The sequence below is a fragment of the Chryseolinea serpens genome, from assembly GCF_900129725.1.
GTDB lineage: Bacteria > Bacteroidota > Bacteroidia > Cytophagales > Cyclobacteriaceae > Chryseolinea > Chryseolinea serpens.
Window position 1 is genome coordinate 294,168 of the sequence record NZ_FQWQ01000004.1, and the last position, 24,596, is coordinate 318,763.

General features: G+C 50.2%; 12 protein-coding genes and 1 riboswitch. All 12 genes read left to right on the plus strand.

Annotated features, from left to right (window positions below; all coding sequences use genetic code 11):
- The first annotated feature begins 47 nt into the window (after positions 1-47).
- A riboswitch (SAM riboswitch) is annotated at positions 48-173 on the plus strand.
- A gap of 54 nt (positions 174-227) precedes the next feature.
- The 12 genes from BUB30_RS25735 (at position 228) to BUB30_RS25800 (ending at position 24,586) form a co-directional block, all read left to right on the plus strand.
- Positions 228-1,235: a homocysteine S-methyltransferase family protein gene (locus tag BUB30_RS25735; RefSeq protein ID WP_073140232.1), complete on the plus strand. Its 1,008-nt coding sequence runs from the start codon at positions 228-230 to the stop codon at positions 1,233-1,235.
- Between the two features lie 110 nt (positions 1,236-1,345).
- Positions 1,346-4,018, plus strand: a complete 2,673-nt coding sequence (gene metH, locus BUB30_RS25740) for a methionine synthase (protein WP_073140235.1) — start codon at positions 1,346-1,348, stop codon at positions 4,016-4,018.
- 75 nt (positions 4,019-4,093) lie between these two features.
- The gene (metF, locus tag BUB30_RS25745; RefSeq protein WP_073140238.1) at positions 4,094-5,050 is read left to right on the plus strand and encodes a methylenetetrahydrofolate reductase [NAD(P)H]; all 957 of its coding nucleotides are present in this window, start codon (positions 4,094-4,096) and stop codon (positions 5,048-5,050) included.
- A 35-nt stretch (positions 5,051-5,085) separates the two neighbouring features.
- A complete protein-coding gene (locus BUB30_RS25750; RefSeq protein ID WP_073140240.1) occupies positions 5,086-6,537 on the plus strand; it encodes a hypothetical protein in 1,452 nt (483 codons plus the stop codon).
- A 486-nt stretch (positions 6,538-7,023) separates the two neighbouring features.
- Complete coding sequence (locus tag BUB30_RS25755; RefSeq protein ID WP_073140243.1) at positions 7,024-10,461, plus strand: hypothetical protein; 3,438 nt, start codon at positions 7,024-7,026, stop codon at positions 10,459-10,461.
- Positions 10,462-10,550: 89 nt separating this feature from the next.
- Complete coding sequence (locus BUB30_RS25760; RefSeq protein WP_178377204.1) at positions 10,551-16,508, plus strand: DUF6443 domain-containing protein; 5,958 nt, start codon at positions 10,551-10,553, stop codon at positions 16,506-16,508.
- A gap of 45 nt (positions 16,509-16,553) precedes the next feature.
- Positions 16,554-17,366 carry a hypothetical protein gene (locus tag BUB30_RS25765; RefSeq protein ID WP_073140248.1) on the plus strand — a complete coding sequence of 271 codons (813 nt, stop codon included), beginning with the start codon at positions 16,554-16,556 and terminating at the stop codon, positions 17,364-17,366.
- 566 nt (positions 17,367-17,932) lie between these two features.
- A complete protein-coding gene (locus BUB30_RS25775; RefSeq protein ID WP_073140254.1) occupies positions 17,933-18,697 on the plus strand; it encodes a hypothetical protein in 765 nt (254 codons plus the stop codon).
- A 308-nt stretch (positions 18,698-19,005) separates the two neighbouring features.
- Positions 19,006-19,854, plus strand: a complete 849-nt coding sequence (locus BUB30_RS25785) for a hypothetical protein (RefSeq protein WP_143165087.1) — start codon at positions 19,006-19,008, stop codon at positions 19,852-19,854.
- Between the two features lie 153 nt (positions 19,855-20,007).
- The gene (locus BUB30_RS25790; protein ID WP_073140262.1) at positions 20,008-22,410 is read left to right on the plus strand and encodes an ABC transporter permease; all 2,403 of its coding nucleotides are present in this window, start codon (positions 20,008-20,010) and stop codon (positions 22,408-22,410) included.
- Positions 22,411-22,782: 372 nt separating this feature from the next.
- Positions 22,783-23,379, plus strand: a complete 597-nt coding sequence (locus BUB30_RS25795; RefSeq protein ID WP_073140265.1) for an RNA polymerase sigma factor — start codon at positions 22,783-22,785, stop codon at positions 23,377-23,379.
- Between the two features lie 166 nt (positions 23,380-23,545).
- Positions 23,546-24,586 (plus strand): FecR family protein, encoded by a 1,041-nt coding sequence (locus BUB30_RS25800; RefSeq protein ID WP_073140268.1) that lies wholly within the window; start codon positions 23,546-23,548, stop codon positions 24,584-24,586.
- The last annotated feature ends 10 nt before the right edge of the window (positions 24,587-24,596 follow it).

A 24,596-nucleotide genomic window follows, 5' to 3' on the forward strand; every position in this document is an offset into this window, starting at 1 on the left:
TAAGCTATTGGCTTTTTATTTTAAGCACTTATTGTTTTTCTTTGCACTGCTTATCCAGAAAGACTGAGGGAACGGGCCCGAAGAAGTCTTAGCATCCTATTCCGAAATCGAAACCGGAATGTTGTGCTAAATCCCATTCCATCCGCCAACTGGCGGTTGGGAAAAGATAAGTAAACCCACTCCACGGGCTCTCTGGATAGCACAACACACTATAGAAGGAGGGCTTTATGAAAATCGAAGACATTCTGAAAGAACGCATCATGGTCCTGGACGGCGCCATGGGCACCATGATCCAGCGACACCCGTTGGAAGAAAAAGACTTTCGCAACGAACAGCTCAAGGATCATCCGCATCCCCTCAAGGGCAACAACGACCTGCTCAGCATCACGCGCCCCGACATCATCAAGGAAATTCACCGCCAGTATTTTGAGGCGGGCTCCGATATTGTCGAAACCAACACTTTCGGCAGCACCTGGGTGGCCCAGGCCGACTATCACCTGGAATTCCTGGTCTATGAGATCAACTACCAGTCGGCCCGGATCGCCAAGGAAGTGGCCGCAGAGTTCACACAAAAGGAACCGCACAAGCCGCGTTTTGTGGCCGGCTCGATGGGCCCCACCACCAAACTGGCGTCTATGTCACCCGATGTGAACAACCCCGGCTACCGCGCCATCACCTTCGACCAACTGGCGGCTGCCTTCAAGGAGCAAGCCAAGGGATTGATGGATGGCGGTGCAGACCTGTTGTTGCTGGAGACCATCACGGACACCCTCAACGTGAAGGCCGCTTTGTTTGCCATCCAGGAATTGTTTGATGAGATGGGCCGGAAAATCCCCGTCATGGTATCGGGCACTATCACCGACGCCAGCGGCAGGATCCTGTCGGGACAAACCGCCGACGCCTTCCTCATCTCGGTTTCGCACGTACCCTTGCTCAGCATCGGACTAAACTGCGCCATGGGAGCAGCGGCCCTGCGCCCTTACCTGCAGGTTTTGGATGAGAAGGCCCCCTTCTTCGTGAGCGCATACCCCAACGCCGGTCTGCCCAACGAGTTCGGGCACTACGATCAAACACCCGATGAGATGGCTGCCGAAGTGGAAGAATACCTCAAGGAAGGATTGGTCAACATCGTCGGTGGCTGCTGTGGCTCCACGCCGGATCACATCCGCAGCATCGCCGCCATCGCAGCAAGATATACACCACGGAAAAAGGAAAGCCTGAAAGAGGCCAGCTAACGGCAGATTTGACGAGCCGATAAAACTTTACGAATCCTTATACGAAACGCTGTAAAGCACAGCCAGTTTAAAACACGCCGCACAGGCCCACGAATTTTTAGAATATGTCTATGGATTATCAATTGAAGTTAAGTGGCCTGGAGGCCATCGAGATCACCCGCGAATCGAACTTTGTGAACATCGGCGAGCGCACCAACGTGACCGGCTCTGCCCGGTTCCTGAAACTCATCAAAGAAGACAAGTTTGATGAAGCGCTGGAAGTGGCCTTGGATCAAGTGCGCGGTGGCGCCCAGGTGATCGACGTGAACATGGACGAGGGCATGCTCGACTCGCAAGCCGCCATGGTCAAGTTCCTGAACCTCATGGCCGCAGAGCCCGAGATCTCGCGCGTGCCTGTCATGATCGACTCCTCGAAGTGGGAAGTGATCGAAGCCGGTCTCAAGTGCATCCAAGGCAAAGGCATCGTCAACTCCATCAGCATGAAGGCCGGCATCCCGGAATTTGTACGCCAGGCCAAGCTGGTAAAACGCTATGGCGCAGCGGTGGTTGTGATGGCCTTTGATGAAGACGGTCAGGCCGACACTTACGAGCGAAGGATCACCATTTGCAAGAGAGCCTACGACATATTAGTAAACGAAGTTGGCTTCCCGCCCCAGGACATCATCTTCGACCCCAACATTTTCCCGGTGGCCACCGGCATCGATGAACACCGGAATTACGCGCTCGACTTTTTCAAGGCCACCAAATGGATCCGCGAAAATCTTCCCCATGCCCACGTCAGTGGTGGGGTGAGTAACGTGTCGTTCAGTTTCCGGGGCAACCAGAAAGTGCGCGAGGCGATGCACTCGGCTTTCCTCTATCACGCCATCCAGGACGGCATGGACATGGGCATCGTGAACCCCGCCATGTTGGAGATCTATAGCGACATCGACAAGACTTTGCTGGAACGCGTAGAAGACGTGCTGCTGAACCGCCGCGAAGACGCCACCGAACGCCTCCTGGAATTTGCAGAGACCTTCAAAGGCGCTACCAAGGAGAAAAAAGCCGACGACGAATGGCGGTCAGGCACCGTGGAAGAACGTCTCACACACGCCCTCGTGAAAGGCATCATCGATTTTATCGATCAGGATACCGAGGAAGCCCGCGTGAAATACGGCCGCCCGCTCTTTGTGATCGAAGGCCCGCTCATGTCGGGCATGAACGTCGTGGGTGACCTATTTGGTGCGGGTAAAATGTTTTTGCCCCAGGTGGTGAAGAGCGCGCGGGTAATGAAGAAGTCCGTGGCCTACCTCACACCGTTCCTCGAAGAAGAAAAACGACTCAGCGGCACAACACACCAGGCCGCGGCAAAAATATTGATGGCCACCGTAAAAGGCGACGTGCACGACATCGGCAAAAACATTGTTGGAGTCGTGCTGGCCTGTAACAACTACGACGTGGTCGACCTCGGGGTGATGGTGCCACCGGAAAAGATCATCGAAGCGGCAAAACGCGAGAAGGTCGATATCATCGGTCTCAGCGGCCTCATCACGCCGTCGCTGGACGAAATGGTGCACGTGGCAAAAGAGATGCAACGCGAAAAATTCCTGATGCCCTTGTTGATCGGAGGGGCGACCACGTCGCGTATTCACACCGCCGTGAAGATCGATCCCGTTTACGATGGCCCCGTGGTGCACGTGCTCGACGCGTCGCGCTCCGTGCCCGTAGCCAGCGAACTCATCAGCACGCAGACCCGCGAGAGTTCCAAGGCCCGCTTCAAACAAGAGTATGTCACGCTGCGCGCCGACCACGAGAAACGGAAAGAAGCTAAGAACTATATTCCACTGGCCGAAGCCCGGAAGAACAAGACCAACATCAACTGGGCAGACGTGCAATACGTGAAGCCCACCTTCACCGGGAGAAAAGAGATCATCAACTATCCCCTGGAAGAGATCCGGAAGTATATCGACTGGACGCCCTTCTTCCAAACCTGGATGCTGGCCGGCCGCTACCCCGGTATCTTAAAAGACTCGGTCGTGGGCGTGGAGGCGCAAAAGCTCTTCAACGATGCCAATACCATGTTGGACGATCTCATCAAAAACAAAACACTGCAGGCCAGCGGCGTCATCGCCATCTATCCCGCCGTGAACAAGGGCGACGACGTCGAGCTGTTTGAAGAAGGTCAGGACAAATCGTTCGCCACCTTCCACTTCCTCCGTCAGCAAAACAAAAAAGCGGCAAACCTTCCCAACTTCTGTCTCGCCGACTTTATTTCACCCGAGCGAGGCAAAGACTACTTCGGCATGTTTGCCGTCACCGCAGGGTTGGGCTTGGATGAGTGGATCGCCCAACACAAAGCAGACCTCGACGACTATTCCGAGATTATGGCCAAAGCCCTGGCCGACCGCCTCGCCGAAGCATTCGCCGAAGCGCTCCACGAAAAAGTGAGAAAAGAACTGTGGGGCTATGCCTCCAACGAGCACCTGACAAACGAGCAACTGATCGACGAAGCCTACGCCGGCATCCGCCCCGCACCGGGCTACCCCGCGTGCCCCGATCACACCGAGAAGCGTCTCCTGTTCGATTTGCTGCAAGCCGAAAAAGTGGGCATCAATCTCACCGAGTCGTACGCCATGTATCCTGGCGCCGCCGTCAGTGGTTTCTATTTTGCCAATCCACAATCCAAGTATTTCGGGTTGGGCAAGATCGAGAAAGACCAGGTGGAGGATTATGCCAAACGCAAGAACATGTCCATCGAACAAATCGAGAAGTGGCTCTCACCGAACCTGAGCTATGACATCTAAGGCGTGAACGACAACAGACTGAAAATATATCTATTCATCATAAAAACATTCGACCCTTCTCTTAATTAACCCGCGATGAAAGTTACTGAACACATTGCCAACGCCAATGGCAAGACCTTATTCACCATCGAAATTCTTCCCCCGCTGAAAGGCGAGAACATCAAGAACCTTTTCAAGAACATCGATCCGTTGATGGAGTTCAAGCCGCCGTTCATCGACGTCACCTATCACCGCGAGGAATATGTATATAAGAAAAAAGAGAACGGCCTGCTGGAGAAACGCTCCACCCGCAAGCGCCCCGGCACGGTAGGCATATGCGCCGCCATACAAAACCATTATAAAGTCGACACCGTACCCCACATCATCTGCGGAGGCTTCAGTCGCGAAGAGACCGAGAACGCGCTCATCGACCTCGACTTCCTGGGCATCGACAACGTGCTCGTGCTCCAGGGCGATCCCATCAAGACCGAACCCCGCTTCGTGCCCGACCCCGACGGCTACATGTATGCCTCCGAACTGCTGCAACAAGTAGTGAAGATGAACCAAGGCATCTATCTCGACGACGAACTGCTGCACGCAGCACCTACCGATTTTTGCATCGGCGTGGCCGGCTACCCGGAAAAACATTACATGGCGCCCAACCTCAAGAACGATCTCAAGTACTTAAAGCTGAAAGTCGATCTCGGTGCGAAATACGTCGTAACGCAGATGTTCTTTGATAACGAAAAATATTTCGCCTTTGTAGACAAGTGTCGCGAGGCAGGCATCAACGTGCCCATCATCCCTGGCATCAAACCGCTTGCAACGAAGTCGCAATTGAACATTCTCAGTAAAACCTTTCACATCGATATACCGGAAGCGTTAGCCGACGCCGTGGAAGATTGTAAAGACAACCAAGCTGTAAAAGAAATTGGAATCGAGTGGACCGTGCAACAATCCAAGGAGTTGATAAAAAAAGGAGTGCCAACACTTCATTTTTACACCATGGGTAAATCTGACCCTATTTATAGGATAGCAAAAGAGCTATTTTAGCGTATCTTTGACGCTTGTTTTTAGGAGGCTTTAACATGAAGACGATTCTGCCCTGCGCAATTGCCGTCGCGCTTTTGCTAGCAGTCGGCCAGGCACACGCCCAGCCGCAGAAAATCGATTCCCTTCTAAAAGTCCTCCCCCTGAATCCGGGGGGTGAAGCACACATCGACATCCTGAATAAGCTAGCGTTTTCCTATACGCTCGTTTCCGTTAATGAAGCAGAGAAATTTGTTTCCGAAGCCATACGCCTCGCACAAGCCCGGCGCTACCAAACCGGATTGGCCGAAGGCTTCAAAATTCTCGGCACCATTTCTTACTTGCGCGGCGAACACGAGAAGGCCATCGAATATTCCTATGCCGCGCTAAAGATCTATGATGCGCAGAAGGATAAGAGCGGCCAGTCGAAGGTGCTCAACAACATCGCCCTCATCTTCATGGCCCGCAAAGATTTTGCACGCGTCTATGAACTCACCATGCGCTCGCTCAAGCTCAAACGCGAGATCGGCGACAGCGCCGGCGTAGCTACGTCCACCCTGGCGCTCGGCGAATACTACACCAACGAGAAAAACTACGGCACCGCCCTGCGCTTCTGCAAGATCGCCTTGCAACGCTACGAGGAAATGAAAGACGATTGGGGTACCAGCCACGCCCTGTTGCAGATCGGCGACATCTACGAACGCCAGCGAAACTATCTCTTCGCCTCCGCCAACTACTACGACGCCATCCGCTATGCCCTGATGGCCCGCGACAATGCACAAATGATCGCCGGCTACAAACAAATGGGAAAGCTGTTCCTGGAATTGCAACAGTTCGATTCATCCTATACCTACTTGCGCAAGGCCCTGCTGCTGGCCCGCAAATCCGCCAGCAAGAACAGTGAGATGGAGACACAAAAAATCATGGCCGACTATTTTTCGGCCATCGGCAATCTCGACTCGGCCCTCCGCTACACCAACAGCGCCAACCAGTTGGAACACGAGATCTTCGATGCGCTCAAATCCCAACAGATCGCCTCCCTCCAGATGGTGTATGACTTCGAGCACAAGGAACAAGAACTGCTCTATCAGCGTCAGCAAATACGCCGGCAATATGTGGCCATCATCGGCGTCAGCCTCATCCTCATCCTGTCCATCATCTTTGGTTTCAAGCTCTTCAATCTCAACAAGACCAACCGCCTGGCCAAAGAGAGCCTGCTAAAACTCAACGCCGACATCAACAAGATCAACGCCAACCTCGAGACCATGGTCCAGGAACGCACCGAAGAGATCAAACAACAAAATCAAAAGCTCATCGAATACGCCTTCTTCACCGCGCATGAAGTGAGAGGACCCTTGGCCAGAATATTGGGCCTGGTCGAGCTGGCAAAACTGAAAGAGTTACATCACGACCGCGAAGAGATTTTGATGAGACTAGAGAACGCCGCCAACGAATTGGACGACGTCATCCGCACCATCAATCGAAAACTGGAGAACAACCGGAAGCTTTAACATATAGAGGCGGCCCCCTCGGAAGCCTCGGGCCGGGCTTTACGTTCCAAGTCCGTCCACCCTTTGCCCTACATTCCAAGGAACACCATCGCCAGTTGTTGGTGGGACACCAACAACTCACACTCAGCATCCCCACCGCACTTCGGGCTTTCCACTACAATCCCTGGCCGGGTCACTTCCAAACACTCCCCACCATGTAAGATTCACAACGCTCAAACCAGCAACGATCACTCGTTCTATGAAAGATGAACAAAACACCGTTATGAGAGAGTGTCTCAAAAAAGATTGACGTTAATCATTTCGTCCCATAAAAAAAGGGAAAGCGGGTAAGCCTTCCCTTTTTTCATTCAATCGCGTAGGCAAAAATATTTTTCGCTTTTATCAAACTGCAATTTCATTGCAGTGGGCTCCTTTAAATTGGCTTTCAGGAAAGAACAATGTCTTTCCCCTGGTATTCATTCCTTCATTTAAACAAAGCTGTGCGCTATGAAATTTTTGCTCCTTATTGTCTTGGGCACTGTCATGTACATGCCCCTGCATTCACAATCCTCAGCTCCGAATATCCTTCCGCCGTCGCCCGATGCGACGGCTTTTGCTAAATACACGGAGATCCCCATCGGAAGTTACACCGGGATTCCACCCATTGACATTCCGCTATATACGATTTCAAGCGGCCGCATCACCGTGCCCATCGCTTTATCGTATCATGCCGGTGGCATTAAAGTAGAGGATATCGCCAGTAACATCGGAACCAACTGGACGCTGCAAGGCCTGGGCTCCGTTAGCCGTTCCATACACGGATTGGCTGACGACGTTCCCGTGAAAGGTTTTTTCGATAACTACATTCAGGCAGATATGGTTACCTCCAACGACGACCTGTATGAGATCGCACAAAATAACATCGACACACAACCCGATGCCTACTATTTCAATGTGGGTAACTATTCCGGCCAACTCATCTTTGCCAAAGATGGTACCTGCTACACCATACCGCACTCCAACTTGCGCATAAAACCCGGCGTTGGGCCGTTGAAGGGAAACAACAGTCAGTGGGAGATCACCACCGAGGACGGTACGGTCTACATACTCGGCAAAGAAGAGGTCACGAGTGCGGTCAGCTATTGTGCAGTAAACGGAGGCATACCCACCCAACCCCAAACACCGCCCTATATCTCCGCCTGGTACGTAACCGAAATACAAGAGCCTCATTTGGCCAATCATGTCACATTCTCTTACTTCTCTATCCCTGCAGTAAGGTATGATGTGAAAGGGACTGCCAGTCAAACACACTTGGACAATCCATCCGTAGAAAAGGGTAGAACTTCCTATTGCAATTCGGAAGTCACCGTGTCTTCATACGCCGTGATCGATCATATTACCTACCGGGGAGGCACCATAGAGTTTGGCCGGGAGGGGCGACTTGATTTTGGAGGAATGCGCATTAGTGGGATGATCATCAAAAATTACCATGGCCAAACCCTAAAATCCTTTGTATTTGATAACGATCACTATTTCGATGCCGTCTGCGACGGTTCGGAATGTATGCGTCTAAAGCTAAATGCCGTAACGGAGATCGGAAGCGACGGTTCGAAAAAACCACCCTATAGGTTTACCTACAACACTACAAAACTCCCTTCCCGAAAATCGCTGGACACCGACTATTGGGGATATTTCAACAACAAGGGGAACACCTTGGGCTATCCGGATTTTCAGGACTACTTCGATGAGGCACCTGAGATCATCGCCCTCCCCGGCGACGACAAAGGCGCCGATCCCGATGCGGCCAAAGCCGGCGTGCTCACACAGATACAATATCCAACAGGCGGCTCGATGAGTTTCGACTATGAATTGAATGAAGTGGTTTCTTCCCAGCTCCGCAATCAAACCTCCAAACCTGAAAAATATTCCATAAAAAAATCGGACGATGGCACCGCGGCCACAACCACGGCCACTTTCACCATCAAAGGATATTTCAAAGCCGGTCTCTATGTAAATGTCAAATACCAAACCACAGGTTGTCAGGATCCAGGCAGTGATATCCCCAGCATACAGGCCAACTGTCCGACGATATTGATCACCAATACAGGCAGGGCCGCCGACCAGCATCTTTTCCAGGCGACAAACATCACGGAGAGCGCGATGTTCCTGAACAACGGGACCTACAAGATCACGGTGCAAAACGTGAAAGGAATTCAGACCTATTTCATGGACGTAACGTTCCGGCCCGAAATAGATTCTCCAAACAAGTACGCCGGCGGCCTGCGCGTAAAGCATATTTCCATCCAGGACGACCTCGGCGCCGTCATGACCAAAGACTATACATACAACGACACCGACGGAACTTCCACGGGCAGGCTATCAGGCTTCCCGAAGTACTACTACAAAGATATTAACTACGTCCTCATGGCAGATCGGGCGGATCGCCCTCCAATGGAAGAGAGGATAAATCAATTTACCCGTACGACTGAATCCAACTCCACCTTGGGCAACTCACGCGGCAGCTATGTGGGCTATGGAAAAGTGACGGAGACCAACTCCCTTTCGGGAATAAGTGAATACTACTACACATCCGTCTGGAAATCCGAAAAAGAAAACACCACAACCTACCTGGATGACAACCTCTACGATCAGCCCTTCGGTCCCCCGAGATATGATAACGAATGGACACGAGGATTTCTATCGAAGCAAATCGACTACAGCAGCGGGGTTGTAAATAACAAAACGGTGTCGAGTCCAGTACGTGAGGTGAACAATACCTACACCACTTTGGGGACCGGCGAAGAAGTTCGCGGCGTCAAGGTGGCCGTTTACGAAAATCACGCTTTGGGTAAGGATAAGAACAAATACAAAGCATTACTCATTCACCGCTATGGAAATTTGTCGTATGTGCTTACCTCCACCGTGGAAGACTTGAAGAACAGCAACGGTACAGTATCTGTAAAAAAAGAATACCTATTCAGCCCCTCGCATAGACAATTGCAAAAGGAGACCGAAACTTTTCTGGAGGATACTTCCACCCCAGCAAACACCTGGCGCCGTATGACTACCTTCCAATATCCCGACGACTACACGACAACTTCCGTTACCAGCGATCCCGCGAAAGCTTTGAGCAACATGAAGCGCCTGCATATGGTAAACACCGTCATCGAAAAGCAAGTGTGGGAAACGCGCAACAATATCACGACGCTGACGGACGCTGAAATAGATCTCTTCAATATCAACGGCTATGATCTTCGTCAAACCCTAAAGCTTAGTGCCGCCAAGGCCATCGGCCAAAGCAGTTACAAAACGTCCACGATCAATGCAAGCGGTGCGTTCGAATATCAAAAGGCCAACTTCGCGACGGTAATCACGTATGGCACCTACGATGCTGCCAACGGCAATCTCGCCTTCTATACAATGCGCGACGGCACCCGCAAAGCTTATCAATGGGGGTTGAACAAACTGTATCCGGTAGCAGAGACCACGCAGACCGGCCAGGGACCTGCTTTTTACAGAGACTTCGAAGAAGACGGCAACAGCCCTGCAGGCGACGCGCACACCGGTTCGAAGAGCAAGACCGGTGGTCTTCAATACAACCTCAAAAAACTCGTAGCAGGCAGGTATGTATTGTCGTATTGGTTAAAGTCAACCGATCCCTCAAAATCAAATGACCCCTGGGAATATCAGCAGCAATGGATAGACGTAACGGGAACCACATACAACATTTCCCTGACGGGTCAAATTGATGACCTTCGTTTTTATCCGGAAAACGCACAAATGACGACCTACACCTATTTCCCGGGCGTTGGACTTCAATCCGCTACCGATGCCAACGACCTCACTACTTACTATAAATACGATGGCTTCGGCCGGTTGAACACAGTGCGCGACGCCGACCGGAACTTAGTGAAGAAGCTTCAATACAATTACCGCGCAAAATAGTACCGGTAGAGCCGGCTTAAAATTTATCGTTAACCTTTTGGCCCTCGTTGTACTTTATGAAAACCAAGATCAAACTCTTTTTTGTACTTATGATTTTAATATTGAAACATAACGTGCAAGGTCAGGGCTACTACGGTGGTCCGAATCAACAGCCCACGCCGGCGTCTTTGTCCTATAGCGGAGGCGCTTGTGCGGGAACCGGCGTAGTCATTCTCCTGATGCCAGGATCTGACTGCTACTCGCCGGTAGTACAGACATCGGGATGGAACTTCAGCCGCACACCAAGTTCGATAACTTATCAGACAACGAACAATGGTAGCAGCTACTCCCGGATAGTGGCCACATGGGACACACCGGGGAATGTAAACATCTACGCCAATTACTCCTGCGCCGACGGCAACGGAAGAAGTGGTTCATCCAATCGCATCGATGTGCTCATTGCCGCTGCTGTGGAGCCGTCGGTAACCCTGTCGACGGATGTTCATAGCGTGTGCCAGGGCGATAGAATTCAATTGAAAGCATCGCCCGTAAACGGCGCTGGTGCTTACAATCAGCAGCCAACATATTTATGGTATCTGGACGGTGCGTCGGCACCGGTCCACGTAGGCCAAGAAAATCCATACAACGTCGATACCCGCAATATCACAGCGGGCTTACATACGATCGCGGTGACCATGAACAGTGCCGCGGCGTGCCTGACCCACAACCCTTCATCGCCTTCGCCCGGCATTACCTTTCAAGTAAATGCTACGGCTTCGCTTACGGCCACGTTTAACGCTAATCCATCGTATTGTGCCAAGGCAACATCATTCCCGGTGACCATCAATGCCCATGGTGACGGCCCATTGATATATCAGTGGTATCGAAATGGTATTCTTATAGCCACCACCTCGCAAGCCCATTATGCTTATGACTACTTAGCCGAAGGTGACCAACTGTATGGCGTAGTTTCTTCAAACGCCGTGTGTCCGCCGTCGCCCCTCAGCACGAACGTTGTTACCGCCCACCTAGCCAGCGCCACTACACCCGGAGTTTCTATCGAATTGAACAAAATTAACTACTGTGTCGGCGAGACAATGGAATATAGCGCCTCCGTGACAGGCGCTTCCACCAGCGGAGCGTCCTATCGTTGGACGCTCAATGAAGCGCAGATCTCCACGTCCGCTTCGGGAACCATCCCTGTGGGCAAGGCGGATGCAACGGGCCTTTACTTCAATACCGACGATGTATTGGCGGTAGAAGTAAGTGGTATAACAGGAACTTGTCTGAAAGCCACCACGGCAAACAAGTCAACGGCCGCGATTCCAATAACAATAGATGAGACCCCAACAGTAACCATCGACCCGACGGGCACCGTAAGGATAAAAGATTGCACTACTTGCTCAAGATACGTCAAGGTTACCGACTTCAATCCCGCCTATTGCTACACTTGGTTGAAAGACGGACAGGCGATAACGGCTCCAAGAATACCATATGAATACTATGCGGAAGAAGAAGGCCGTTACGCCGTAACGGCTTCCTCCGGAAATTGCAGTGTCATGTCAGAGTCGTTGACCGTAAAAATCGACAAAGCGCCCAAAGTCAATGCGGGCCGCGACGTCACCGTAACGCTTCCCATCGAAAGCCTCACGTTGACCGGCACAGTCAGCGACGAAGATGGCGATCCGCTCACGGTGAAATGGACAGAAGCCTATGGCAACGTCTTCCCCAACATGGACCGGCCGTCGCTCGTGCTCACCGGCCTGCATAAAGGCACATACATATTCACGCTCACAGCCGACGACGGCCTGGAAACCGCCACCGACAATGTGAAGGTCAGTGTCCTTGAACCCATCAACAACTATAACTACATACGCCAAAATATCGTGCAGGTCAAAGGCGCGGATGAAAAGACTGTAGAAAGTCTCGCCATCGGGCAGCGCCAGGAAACGTATTCCTATTTCGACGGCCTGGGCCGGCTCATGCAGACCGACGTCACGCAGGGTTCGCCCAAGGGGCAAGATATCGTGCAAGGCATTGAATACGACGGCCTGGGAAGAGAGGCAACAAAATATTTGCCCTACGTTTCGCAAGCAGTGAACAATGGCTATTACAAAGGCGGGGCCACCGGCAATCCCCTGCTCAATTTTTATAAAGGCGACAACGACACGAGTCTCGACCCCGACGGGATTGCCAACGATGACGCGCCTTATGCCGTCGCCCTGTTCGAGACAAGTCCGTTGGGACGCGTGCTCGAACAAGGCGCTCCGGGCAAAACCTGGCAGCCCGACGGTGGCGATTTTGCAACCTCTTCCAGCAAGGCCATTAAATTTGCCTACGAAACCAACATTGCCACCGAGGTGGTGAAGTGGACCTACACACCAGCAAAAACTGTCGATGTCCTGGGATTGGTTGCGACAGGCAGCGGCACAGCGCCGGGATACTATGCCGCTGGGCAACTCTATAAGACCAGGACCAAAAACGAAGACCAATACGAGTCCGTCGAATACAAGGATAAAGAGGGCAGGGTTGTGCTAAAGAAGAAGCAAGTTACCGCCACCACCTGGGCCGAGACTTACTATGTCTATGACGATGTCAACAATCTAGCCGCCGTCATCACCCCCGAGGGCACAAAGCGAATCCTCCAAACCGCCTCAGAATACTTAGGCAAGGCAACAGCGGTTAAAGAAACCTTCCTGAAGCAATGGGCTTTCCGCTACGCCCACGATGAACTGCGCCGCCTCATTGTAAAACAGGTGCCCGGTGCTGCCGCAACGCTATACGTGTACGACGAACGCGACCGCCTAATACTCACCCAGGACGGCAACCTTCGCGCCGCAAAACAATGGTTGTTCACCAAATACGACACCCAGAACCGCCCCGTCGCCACCGGACTGTGGGATGACCCCACGGCGCTGTCACAACAACAAGCTTATGGTGCACTAAAGATGTTCTACAAAGACGCTACGCACAGCTTAAGCGAAATGTTGTCGACCGCGTCAGACGACGTTCACGGCTATACACACAAGACTTTTCCGGAAGTAACCGCACCCGACAAATTCCTGACCATAACTTACTACGATCACTACGCCTTCAATCAGCTGAGCACGTTGGCCTACAACCCGCATCACCTCGACCCCACGCCGACCGACGACGGCCAGGAACCGAAACCCTTCGATCGCCTCCGCGGAATGGTGACCGGCACCAAAGTGAAAACCCTTGACGATAACATCTGGCGATACACCGTCCTGTATTACGATCAATACCATCGCCTCATTCAAACCCAGGCTCAAAACCATAAAGAGGGTGTGGACATGACCACCCACGTATACGACTTTGCAGGCAAAGTCATGCGCACAGCTACCACACAATCCATACCCGGCAAACCCGACGTAGCGATGGTCCGCGCGTTTACCTACGATCACGCGGGCCGCTTGCTCACCACCAAACACCAAACCGGCACAGCGCCCGCCGTCATTCTGTCGCAGCAAAAATACAACGAGTTAGGCCAGCTCATAGAAAAGAAACTCCATAGCGCTGACAATGGCGCGACATTCAAGGAACCCATCTCTTACACCTACAACATTCGTGGCTGGCTAAAGGGCATAAACAAAAACGAGTACACTTCCAGCGTGCCCGACAACCGTCTGTTCACCGAAGGGTTGTGGTACAACGACGACGGCAACATACAATCCCAGATCTGGTGGCGACAAGACAACAAAGAAGAAAGCTATAATTACAGTTACGATACGCTGGGCAGATTCAAAGCCGCCGAATACTACAACCGGGGCCATGACAATAAAAACCTTGCCTTCGACGAATATATCGGCAACGTTGGCAATTCGCAAAGCAAAGGCTACGACCTCAATGGCAATATCGTGCGTCTCAACCGCTTCGGGCAAAACAATGCCAACAGCTATGGCCTTGTGGACAACCTGACTTACCGCTACGCCGGCAACCAAGTCACCCGCATCGACGACGCCGTGGTCGAGAACCCAAATGCCATGGGTTTCAAAGAATCAAAAGAAACCGACAACGAGTACACCTACGACGCCAATGGCAACATGAAAACTGACGGTAACAAAGATATCAAGGAAATCACCTACAACTACCTCAATCTGCCCAACAAGGTGACGAAGTTGAATGGGACGTATTTGGTGTATATCTACGACGCGACCGGCAAGAAGTTGAGACAGGATCTGTACACAGCAGCCGGCACGTTGCGGAAGCGCGCGGAATACATGGGAGAATTCTTTTACGAAAACAATGCGCTACAATTTATCCAACATGAAGAAGGTCGCGTGGTCATGAACAACATCGTTCCCGAGTACCAGTATTTCCTGAAAGACCACCTGGGCAACATCCGCACCACCTTCACCACCCGCGAAGAGACCGACAAACTAACGGCCACCCTGGAGACCAGTGCACGCAACACGGAACTGGGTCAGTTCCTCTACCTGAACGAGGCCGTGCTCATCAACGGTGCCCTCTTCAACCACACACCCAACAGCGCCACCAAGTTCTCTACCCGCCTCAGCGGCTACGACGGCACCAACGGCACCAAGGCCGAACGCGTGGGCCTGGAGCGTTCCATCAGCGTCATGCCCGGCGACGTCATTAACATGGAGGTCTATGCCAAATACCGGAGCGCCGACAAGACCAAATGGTCCGCCGTCCTTGTCAACCTCATGAGCCTGATCGCCTCCGGCAGCACTAACGTCATTGTTGACGGCGGAGCCCCCGGAAGCCATGGCACCACGCCGTTCCCCTGGCCTGACCACCTCGACAACAAGGGCCCCGACGACGGCACCAACGACCCACCTATGGGCTTCATGAACTGGCTCGTCTTCGACCGCGACTACAACCTCCTTACCCATGGCTCCCAACGCATCACCACCGACGGCGCCGAAGACGGCTCCGGCAAAACCTTCTCCAAAATCCAAGCCCAGGTCACCATTTCCGAACCTGGCTATATGCTAGTATATTTAACAAATGACAGCGAACCCGGCAAAGAGCGAGACGTGTTCTTTGACGATTTCACAGTGGAACAGGTGAAGTCGGCGGTTATAGACCAAACAGATTATTACGGGTTTGGTATGGTGGCGCAGTCGCATAGGAGGGAAGGTAGCTTTAAACAAGACTATTTGTTTAATGGTAAGGAAATCCAGGATGAGCTGGATCTTGGTTGGCTCGACTACGGGGCGAGGATGTATATGCCGGATATTGGACGGTGGGGCGTGATGGATCCTCTGATGGAAAATTTTATGAGCGTAAGTCCCTATAATTATGCGCTAAACGGTCCGACGATTTTCAATGACATCGAAGGATTGCTGCCAGGTGATCCTAAATATGCAGGCTCTGGGAACGTTGTAATAATAATTTCAGATGGACCGGGGTATCCAACTTTTGACACAAGTCCATTGGACGCGACACTATGGGATTATGGGATTTTTAGCAATTTGTCAGATGCACAAGATTGGATTAGAAAAACATATGGACATGATAACATAGGAATTAATAATTTAGTCATTCGTACACACGGTGCTAGTGGTACTCACGAAACACAATCAGCAATACTCGACGGCCCTCAACAAAATCATACTTATAGTGATTCAGAAGATTTTGACTACGGTTCAGAGCAAGGAGGCGAAGCTGTTGCGGCTATAATCAACATCGCCAGTTATTTAAAGAAAAATGCTAGCGTTTTACTCACGGCCTGTGGAGCATCGCAGCAAGGGACTCTATTGGCGAATTCCATATTTAAAGCGATTTCCGGAAAAAATAAGAACTTAACTATGTATACCAATGGCAGTCTTTCGCAGATAATATGGGCAAGATCCAGGAAAATAAAAGTAGGATCACATTGGAATTCAACTTTGAATCAATGGAAACCATGGACCATGACGACGGCTAATGGATCAAGGCCAATAAAACATGTTCCGGGAATTAGTGCCGCGGGAAGATTTATTTTCTTTCCATCGGACGCAGGATCATCCAATGGTAGTTCTTCGTCAGACAGAGGGCGAAAGAAAAGGAAATCTAATAGTAGGGCAAAATCTTCCGACTAAATATTGACTTTAAAATCGTGGTACAAACTAAATCTTTTTTTTTTTATGAATTGCGGAGCTTTCAAAGCTAATCAAAAACAACTTTTTGCAGTTTTGTTGATGTTGTTTTTTGTTCTATCTCTGAGTTGTAACAGATCACGGGATTTGAAAAGGGATGTTGTTGATGAGATAAAGGTGTCTGATGTGATTATGTTTGCCAAGTCGCATTTCTCAAGCTACGAGAGGGCTTCTTCAGTGACCGAAAAATACGACAACTTTGATTTCAATTCTCTGAAACCCTCTAAGCGCACAAATCCAATAGTCAGTTATGTTAAGGTGTTCTATGATGAACGACGGGAGCTTGCAAAGGTGTTAAGTATATCAAAATTTAAGGACAGCGACTTTGAATTTAATTTCGTGGAGAATCGAGAGTTTAAATATACCGTTTTTTTTGCGAGGCAAATCTATGATACCCAGTATGAAAACGAGCAAGGTGACGTTGTAGATGGATTTTTTCTCGTCATTAACAATCGTTGCTTCTTTTTTGGGTTTCAAGAACCGTTTTGCATAATGGAACTAAACGACGATTTGAAAGCAGTCGAAACTTTAAAATTTAGATTGAATAGATTGGACTATGGGACTAAGGTTAATTATAATGATCAAATTCATCTTTATTCCGAAACTTTCTACCAGCCTAAGAAGGTTTTTGAGTTTGATAAAGAAACATCAGTATCTGACGTAATAAGGCAATTTGAGTCAATAGATATTGATTTTATTTTTTATAATGAACGGAAAATTGGTTGGGTTAAAAATCTCGATCACTTACCATTGTGGATTTTTGGCGGGCTTCACGAATACGACTTCTCTGAGTCTAAATGATTGATAAGAAAGGAACCAAAGGATTTATTTAGACTTCATTTTTTAAACTTTCTGCCTGGAAATACGACAGTTATCAATGTCTTTCTCAAGAACAATGGGCTAAGCTTCCTCTCGAAGACAGAGCTAACAGCGCTGTTCTATATTAGGAATGCGAAATTCCGGGAAATTTGGAAGGGACATGGGAATAGATGCTCAAACTTTACTTTTTCCTTGGTGCCGAAGCAGATGCAGATAATACCATTAGAAATTCAAGCCGCCATCCCACTGAAAATATCTGATTCGGTTGCCGGCATCCCTGTTAAAGTTATTGTCATTACAGTGGTGTTTGCGAAGAATAGGATGCTGCTCCTTACTCAATTAGCGAGTACAAACGGTGCCGCAGAATTGCAAATTCGGTCGTAATAGCAAAATATTTCGATGGAGGACAAGTGACTCTAAAATTAGTCCTTGCCGGTGACGATTTTTAAGTTTGTGCGATACCGATAACGTTAGATTTCCGATACTGCAAAATAATTTCAGTACGATGTCTTAAACTTGCTCAGTGGCCCTCACAAACCATTGTGTATATGAAAAGGGCGTTCTTTTTTTTAGTTGTACTAATGATCACTTCCATAGTGACCTTGGCGCAAGACAAATTGCTGGTGGCCGTTAGAAACGGAATTCTTCGAGATACCGTGCTGGAAGAACTAGATGAAAGAGGATTTGAATTCAAATTCCACTGTCGATATTACCCAAGCGACACATGCGAAATAGAGATGGTACACGGCCGCGGTAACGTGAGATTGAGCCGAATTACCTACAGGTTGTGCGAGGATGACAGTGACTTCATCAAGTATAGCTTGCCATCATTGAGGCCAGGCGATGTGATCGTGTTTTATGTGACCGTTGGTCGTAAGAAATATTCGGAACGGTATTACGTTGCATCAACACGGGAGCCCCTCCGAAAACCCTTCTACATCGACCTTTATTTCACCTATAACGGCGATACGATATCAACAAAGAAGTTTTTTGTACTGCACACTACGAAAATCACCCGCAAAGAAGATGTTGACCACATTCGATGGTTTTTTAGTGATCCAAAGGATTTGCCAACGAAGGTGAGACTGGTTTTCAGAATCTCCGGCGATGATTTTATATACGATTTCCCGGCCAGGGGCGTTCTTCACGGCAAAGCTCTTTTTCGCTATTCGGACAATGAAAAAGAACATCCTGAACAAAGGAAGCATAGAAGGAAGACGTTTTATAAATGTTATACTGTTGTGACGGTCATCGACATGGATTCGGGGGAAAAGAGGTCCATGACAAAATCGCTTAGACCAGTGTTTAAATAGTTGACAAGGGCGATAAATTCGCGGGTATATCACTAGTTTGAGCAAAGTCCCGGAAACGGCTATAGATTCACGGCTATGGATTTCACGGTCGCGCTAAGCAAGGTAGTTCAGCTTTTGTGTGTCAAGAATTTTTTAAAAACTGAGTCGACTATCGGCAAAGATGTATATGCCTGTATTGCCAAGAAGGCAAAAAAAGTATTTTTCATGATCTCTCAAACTGCAATCCCCTTGCAGTGGGCCGCTCTAAATTTGCCCGCAGAATGGTTGCGTATGGTCGCTGATCATTCACTTTAAAAAAATATAATATCATGAAACTTTCTTTGTCCACCCTCTTGATCGCCATGGTCATCGCATGGCCGGCGCGCTCGCAATCAACGCTCACAAGCATCATTCCACCGCCGCCCAACACCGCGGCCTCTGCAGAGGCGCCAGAGGTTGAAACGGGTATTGTATTCGCAGGTGATTCGAAGGATGAAGAGTATCGGTTCAATGTCGATGGGATATTTGGTGAAACGTATAAAGACAGCAGTCCAATAAATGACTATTTTGGTCTGGGGGAAGGTGATACGGCCACGTTGAAAAAACGTATCAGCGGCATTAAACTTTTTGTAAAGAAACCTCCCTTTGGGGATAAGACGGCGCATCTTTTAATCCCTGAAGGATTTGATCGCTTTCTCATCCTGACGAGAGACCGTACCTTAAAACAAGGTCAGTTCTTTGTGGCCAAGTGGTCGGATAAATTGCCGAAGGACGAGACCAATCCCTACGAGCAATGGTTTAGTCGCGACAGCGCAGTACATAAATTGCCAGTTCCCACCGCTACCATTGAGTTTGGCCGGGGATTTACGGCAGCAGCGCTGAAATCGGCGAATTACAATTCTAACAGTGTTCTAACCTTCACCACACTATTACTTGGTCCTCCCGCTCTGCCAAATTTACAATTGGATTATGAAGCCCTTGAGGTGAAGTTTCTGCATCACAACACCTCCCTCGTTCGTCGCCTGCGTTCCAAAGGAAAATTCGCCAGTTTATTATTCTGGCCCGCAGGGTTTAGAATGGAGGAGGGATCGATGATCGTGATCAATATGGCGTACTCCTATAAACAAAATGGGAGAGTGGTGGACTCAGGACTAGTATCCAGAAGTGTAAGCTTTTGAATACTGACCTCATCCAGTATTTCCGTCCGTCATCGAACATATTCGTTCGATTTCATACGCGCTAAAGTTCCTCGATCCTCCAAAACAACCAAAATAAGCAATGCCATAGATGGCATTGTCATTGCGGCTTTGGTACCAAACCTAACGCTCGCCATGTTCAAAAACTACGTCCTCACCACCCTCCGCAACATCTCCCGACGCAAAGGATTTTCCATGCTCAATGTGCTGGGACTATCCATTGGTCTCGCGGCCAGCCTGCTCATCATGCAATACGTGAAAGATGAATTCAGCTTCGACGACTTTCACGCCAACAAGGAAAACATCTACCGCGTGCAATACGACCGCTATCGCGACAACGAGCTCGTGCTGCAATGCGCCACAACGTTTCCGAAAGTAGCACCGGCGCTGCTGGCGGACTATCCGGAAGTACAAAAAGCCTGTCGCTTGTACTTGCGTTATGGCGGCGGGGTGATCCGCTACGACGATATCCAGATGAAAGAGGACAACCTCTTCACGGCTGATCAGAGCTTCTTCGATGTTTTCTCCTATTCGCTCCTGAAAGGCGATCGCGCAACCGCATTGAAAGAACCGAACACGGCAGTGGTGGAAGAAGAAACGGCGCGCAAATATTTTGGCAATGCCGATCCTATGGGCAAGCGCATAAAGTTTGGAAACCGGGAAGAGTATGAGATCACCGGCGTGATCCGCTCGCCAGAAAATTCACACCTCAAGTTTTCCTTCCTGCTTTCGTACCCCACGCTGGTGAAGGTCGTTGGCCCCGATGCGGAACAAGCCTGGGGATGGTATGATTTCTATACCTACATTCAACTGAGCCCGGGTGCTGACCCCAAAGCGCTCGAAGCCAAGTTTCCCGAGTTCATCAAAAAATATGGCGCTGAAGGCGACGACAAAAAGATCAAGTTCTCCCTCCAACGCCTCACCGACATTCATTTAAACTCCGACCTGCTCCAGGAGGCCCGTGTCAATGGCAACGGCCGCTCGGTATACTTTCTTTCCATCATCGCCTTCTTCATCCTGGTCATTGCCTGGGTGAACTACATCAACCTGGCCACGGCGCGGGCGGTGGAGCGCGCGAAGGAAGTGGGCGTGCGCAAGGCGATCGGAGCGGGGCGCCTGCAACTGATGGGGCAGTTCATCGCTGAGGCATTGATCGTCAACTTCGGTGCCGTGATCACGGCCGTGGCGTTGATGAGCGCCACCATTCCCTTGTTCAATACCCTTTCGGGAAAAGCGTTGACGACAAGCATCCTGACGGATCCAACCTTGTGGTACACGGCCACAGTATTGTTCCTGGCGGGCTCGGCGTTGTCGGGATTGTATCCTGCCTTTGTATTGTCGTCTTATCAGCCTGCGCGTGTGTTGAAGGGATCCATGAAGGGAACCCACGAAGGTTTGTTGTTGCGGAAGATGCTGGTGGTGATGCAGTTTGTCGCCTCTGTGGCGTTGATTGCCGGAACACTCATTGTATACAATCAATTGCAGTTCATGCAAAACCGGGACCTGGGTGTGGACATCGACCAGGTGTTGGTCATCCATGCTCCAGGCGTGACCGATACGAGCACGTATGTTTCTCAGCTTCGCTCGTTCAAAAGTGAAGTGCAACGTCACCCGAATGTGCAGTCGTTCACGGCCTCATCGGAAGTGCCGGGCAACCTCATCTATTGGACCAACGGTGGCAAGCGCATTGGTGGCGACCAGGAGTTGCCCAGCATCGTCATGTATCGCATGGGTATCGACCACGATTTTTTCGGCACCTATAAGAATAAAGTACTCGCCGGTCGCGTCTTCTCCGAGGACTTCACGGCCGACACCAGCAACGTGATCCTCAACCGGAAAGCCGTGGAAGTGCTGGGCTTCAACACACCCGAAAATGCGGTGGGAGGTCAGGTCAAGATTGGCGACGACACACTCACGGTGGTGGGAGTGGTGGAGAACTATCACCAGGAAGGGTTAAAGAGCAACTTTCGCCAAACCGCCTTTCACCTGTTGCCCGAAAATCATTCTTACTACAGTGTGAAAGTGCAAGCGAAAGACATCGATCAAACGCTGGCCTACATCAAAGAAAAATACAGCCAGCAATTTCCCGAGAACCCTTTCGATTATTTCTTTCTCGATACCTTCTTTCAACGCCAATACCAAACCGACCGTCAATTCGGCCAGGTCTTTGGCTTCTTCGCTTTGCTGGCCATCTTCGTAGCTTCGCTGGGTTTGTTTGGCCTGGCCTCGTTCACCGCCAGCCAGCGTACCAAGGAGATCGGCATCCGCAAGGTGCTGGGTTCTACTGTGCCAAATATTTTCCTGTTGCTCTCAAAAGATTTTCTAAAGCTGGTCATCTTCGCCAATGTCATTGCCATACCACTGGTGGTGTACTTTATGGATAAATGGCTACACACTTTCGCGTTCCGCATCAACATCGGCTATTGGATATTTCTCGTTTCGGCTGTGCTCACGCTTCTCATTGCATTGATCACGGTAAGCTTTCAGTCCATTCGTGCGGCGATGGCCAACCCGGTGAAGTCGTTGCGATATGAATGAATTGGAAACCGCACTGAGACTTAAAGAGAGGGCGCCTGTTTAGGTGCCCTTTGTTTTTTAGGAAATCACTAGAATGTAAGTGTAGCCTTGTGTGGTTTATCGGTTGTGATTCTATGATGCCTTATGTTATGGAGTTGGAAAAGTGCCAGGAAGATCGAAGCGCAATGAAACGAAAGCACTATATAAAGAGTTTGCTTGCACACACGCACACAAGAGTCATATCAAACTCACCCTCCATCCCTTCATTAAAAAACGAACCCAACACACACACCTCGCACACCATGCCCTTCACTCGTTTCCAGCGAACACTCGTCGCAAATTTGTGGACGGGTGTAGCAATTTCGGACAGTTCCGTTTACATTGGTTTCTCGTATGGAACTGGAACACGAGCGGGATATATGGGGCGACTTCAAGAAAGGAGACTGGCATGCGTATACATTGCTCTATGACACGTACTACAAACGGTTGAACAACTATGGCTATAAGTTCACCCGCGATGTGGCGCTTATTGAAGACGCCATCCAAGACCTCTTTGTCAAACTTTGGACAAACCGCGAGACCTTGGGCGAACCTTCGTCGGTGAAGAATTATCTCTACAAAGCCCTGCGCCACGCGTTGTTTCGAAAGATAAAAACACAACGCAAGTTCACCTTAGCACCTACCGAGAACTATGACTATACGTTCGAGCTCTCGTGGCACGACCACCTTGTGGTGGATGAAGACGAACGCGAATTGCAACGCATCATTAAAGACGTCACCGGCAAACTTCCCGCCCGGCAGCAAGAGATCGTATACATGCGTTTTTATGAAGGCCTCTCCTATGAAGAGATTGCCGAGATCATGTCCATCAATATCAATTCGGTGTACAAACTCTGGTATAAGACAGTCGACAATCTGAAAGACGCCTTGCGTCACCTGCTTTGCGTGTTGCTGGTCTATTGCGTTTCCCGGACCGGAACAGAAGGATAAGGTCCGTCGCAAGGCAAGCCTTTCTTTTACCCTCCACTATCTATTTTCAGCCCTTTTTCGAACTATTTTCTTAAAAATGACCCCTGTGTTAAAAAAAGATTAACATACGAGGGATAATCGCGTGGGGTAGCGGTGTAATAGTACTGTAAAAGCAAATGCCGACACCATGCGCGTACAGGACTATTCTCATTATGCACTAACCGACTTCCTGGAAGACGACTTCTTCATCCGTTGGGTGATTGCTCCCGACACGCAAGCCAATATTTTCTGGGAAGCGTTCCTGATGCATTACCCGGAGAAGAAGGACGTTGTAAGCCAGGCGTCATCCATTATCGGTACGTACCGCCGGTTGGAGACGTTTACGAACGAATCGCGAAAGGACGCCGTGTGGGATAAGATCCGTGCCGAGATCCAGCAGCATCACGTGCCCGTGCAGAAGCCGGCAAGGGTGATTCCTTTATATATGAGGGCGGCCGCGGCCATTGTTTTGTTAGCGGTGTTTGGCGGCGTGTTTTGGCTGCTGAAAGATCACCGTAACCTGGTGACCACGGCGCACAACGAGATCACCAAAGTGATCTTGCCCGATCATTCCGTGGTGATGCTTAACGGCAATTCCACACTGCGTTATGAAAGCGACTGGGCCGCCGACGAACCTCGTGAAGTGTGGATCGATGGCGAGGCTTTCTTCAAGGTGAAACACATCAATCGCGATACGCTCCACATCGACCCTGCGCATCGTTTCATCGTGCACAGCAACAACCTCGACATTGAAGTGTTGGGCACCTCGTTCAATGTGCAACAGCACGAGGAAAAAACAAACGTCACGCTCATCACCGGCAAGGTGAAAGTGCAGTTCACCGGCGCGCCTTCGGAACACGCACCCGACGTGATCCTGCTGCCCGGCGACTTTGTGGAGTATGGATCACAGAAATTATTAGCACGTAAAAAATTATCGAATCCGCAGCGCGCCACCAGTTGGATGAAGCAGGAGCTTCTGTTCACCAACCCTGCGCTCAAAGATATTGTGAAGACCCTGCAAGAGGACTATGGCTACACCGTAGAGGTGAAAGAGCCCGCGCTTCTTGACTTGCGCATCGAAGGGGAGATCAGCGTTTCCAGTGTCGAGGAATTGCTGTCGACCGTGTCGGTCACGCTGGGTATTCGTATTGAAGAGGACCATAAACATATCACTATGTCAAGAAGATAAAACAATCGCA

Coding starts and splice junctions, on each gene's coding strand:
- BUB30_RS25735 (WP_073140232.1), top strand. CDS start 228: ATGAAAATCGAAGACATTCTGAAAGAACGCATCATGGTCCTGGACGGC.
- metH (WP_073140235.1), top strand. CDS start 1,346: ATGGATTATCAATTGAAGTTAAGTGGCCTGGAGGCCATCGAGATCACC.
- metF (WP_073140238.1), top strand. CDS start 4,094: ATGAAAGTTACTGAACACATTGCCAACGCCAATGGCAAGACCTTATTC.
- BUB30_RS25750 (WP_073140240.1), top strand. CDS start 5,086: ATGAAGACGATTCTGCCCTGCGCAATTGCCGTCGCGCTTTTGCTAGCA.
- BUB30_RS25755 (WP_073140243.1), top strand. CDS start 7,024: ATGAAATTTTTGCTCCTTATTGTCTTGGGCACTGTCATGTACATGCCC.
- BUB30_RS25760 (WP_178377204.1), top strand. CDS start 10,551: ATGATTTTAATATTGAAACATAACGTGCAAGGTCAGGGCTACTACGGT.
- BUB30_RS25765 (WP_073140248.1), top strand. CDS start 16,554: ATGAATTGCGGAGCTTTCAAAGCTAATCAAAAACAACTTTTTGCAGTT.
- BUB30_RS25775 (WP_073140254.1), top strand. CDS start 17,933: ATGAAAAGGGCGTTCTTTTTTTTAGTTGTACTAATGATCACTTCCATA.
- BUB30_RS25785 (WP_143165087.1), top strand. CDS start 19,006: ATGAAACTTTCTTTGTCCACCCTCTTGATCGCCATGGTCATCGCATGG.
- BUB30_RS25790 (WP_073140262.1), top strand. CDS start 20,008: ATGTTCAAAAACTACGTCCTCACCACCCTCCGCAACATCTCCCGACGC.
- BUB30_RS25795 (WP_073140265.1), top strand. CDS start 22,783: ATGGAACTGGAACACGAGCGGGATATATGGGGCGACTTCAAGAAAGGA.
- BUB30_RS25800 (WP_073140268.1), top strand. CDS start 23,546: ATGCGCGTACAGGACTATTCTCATTATGCACTAACCGACTTCCTGGAA.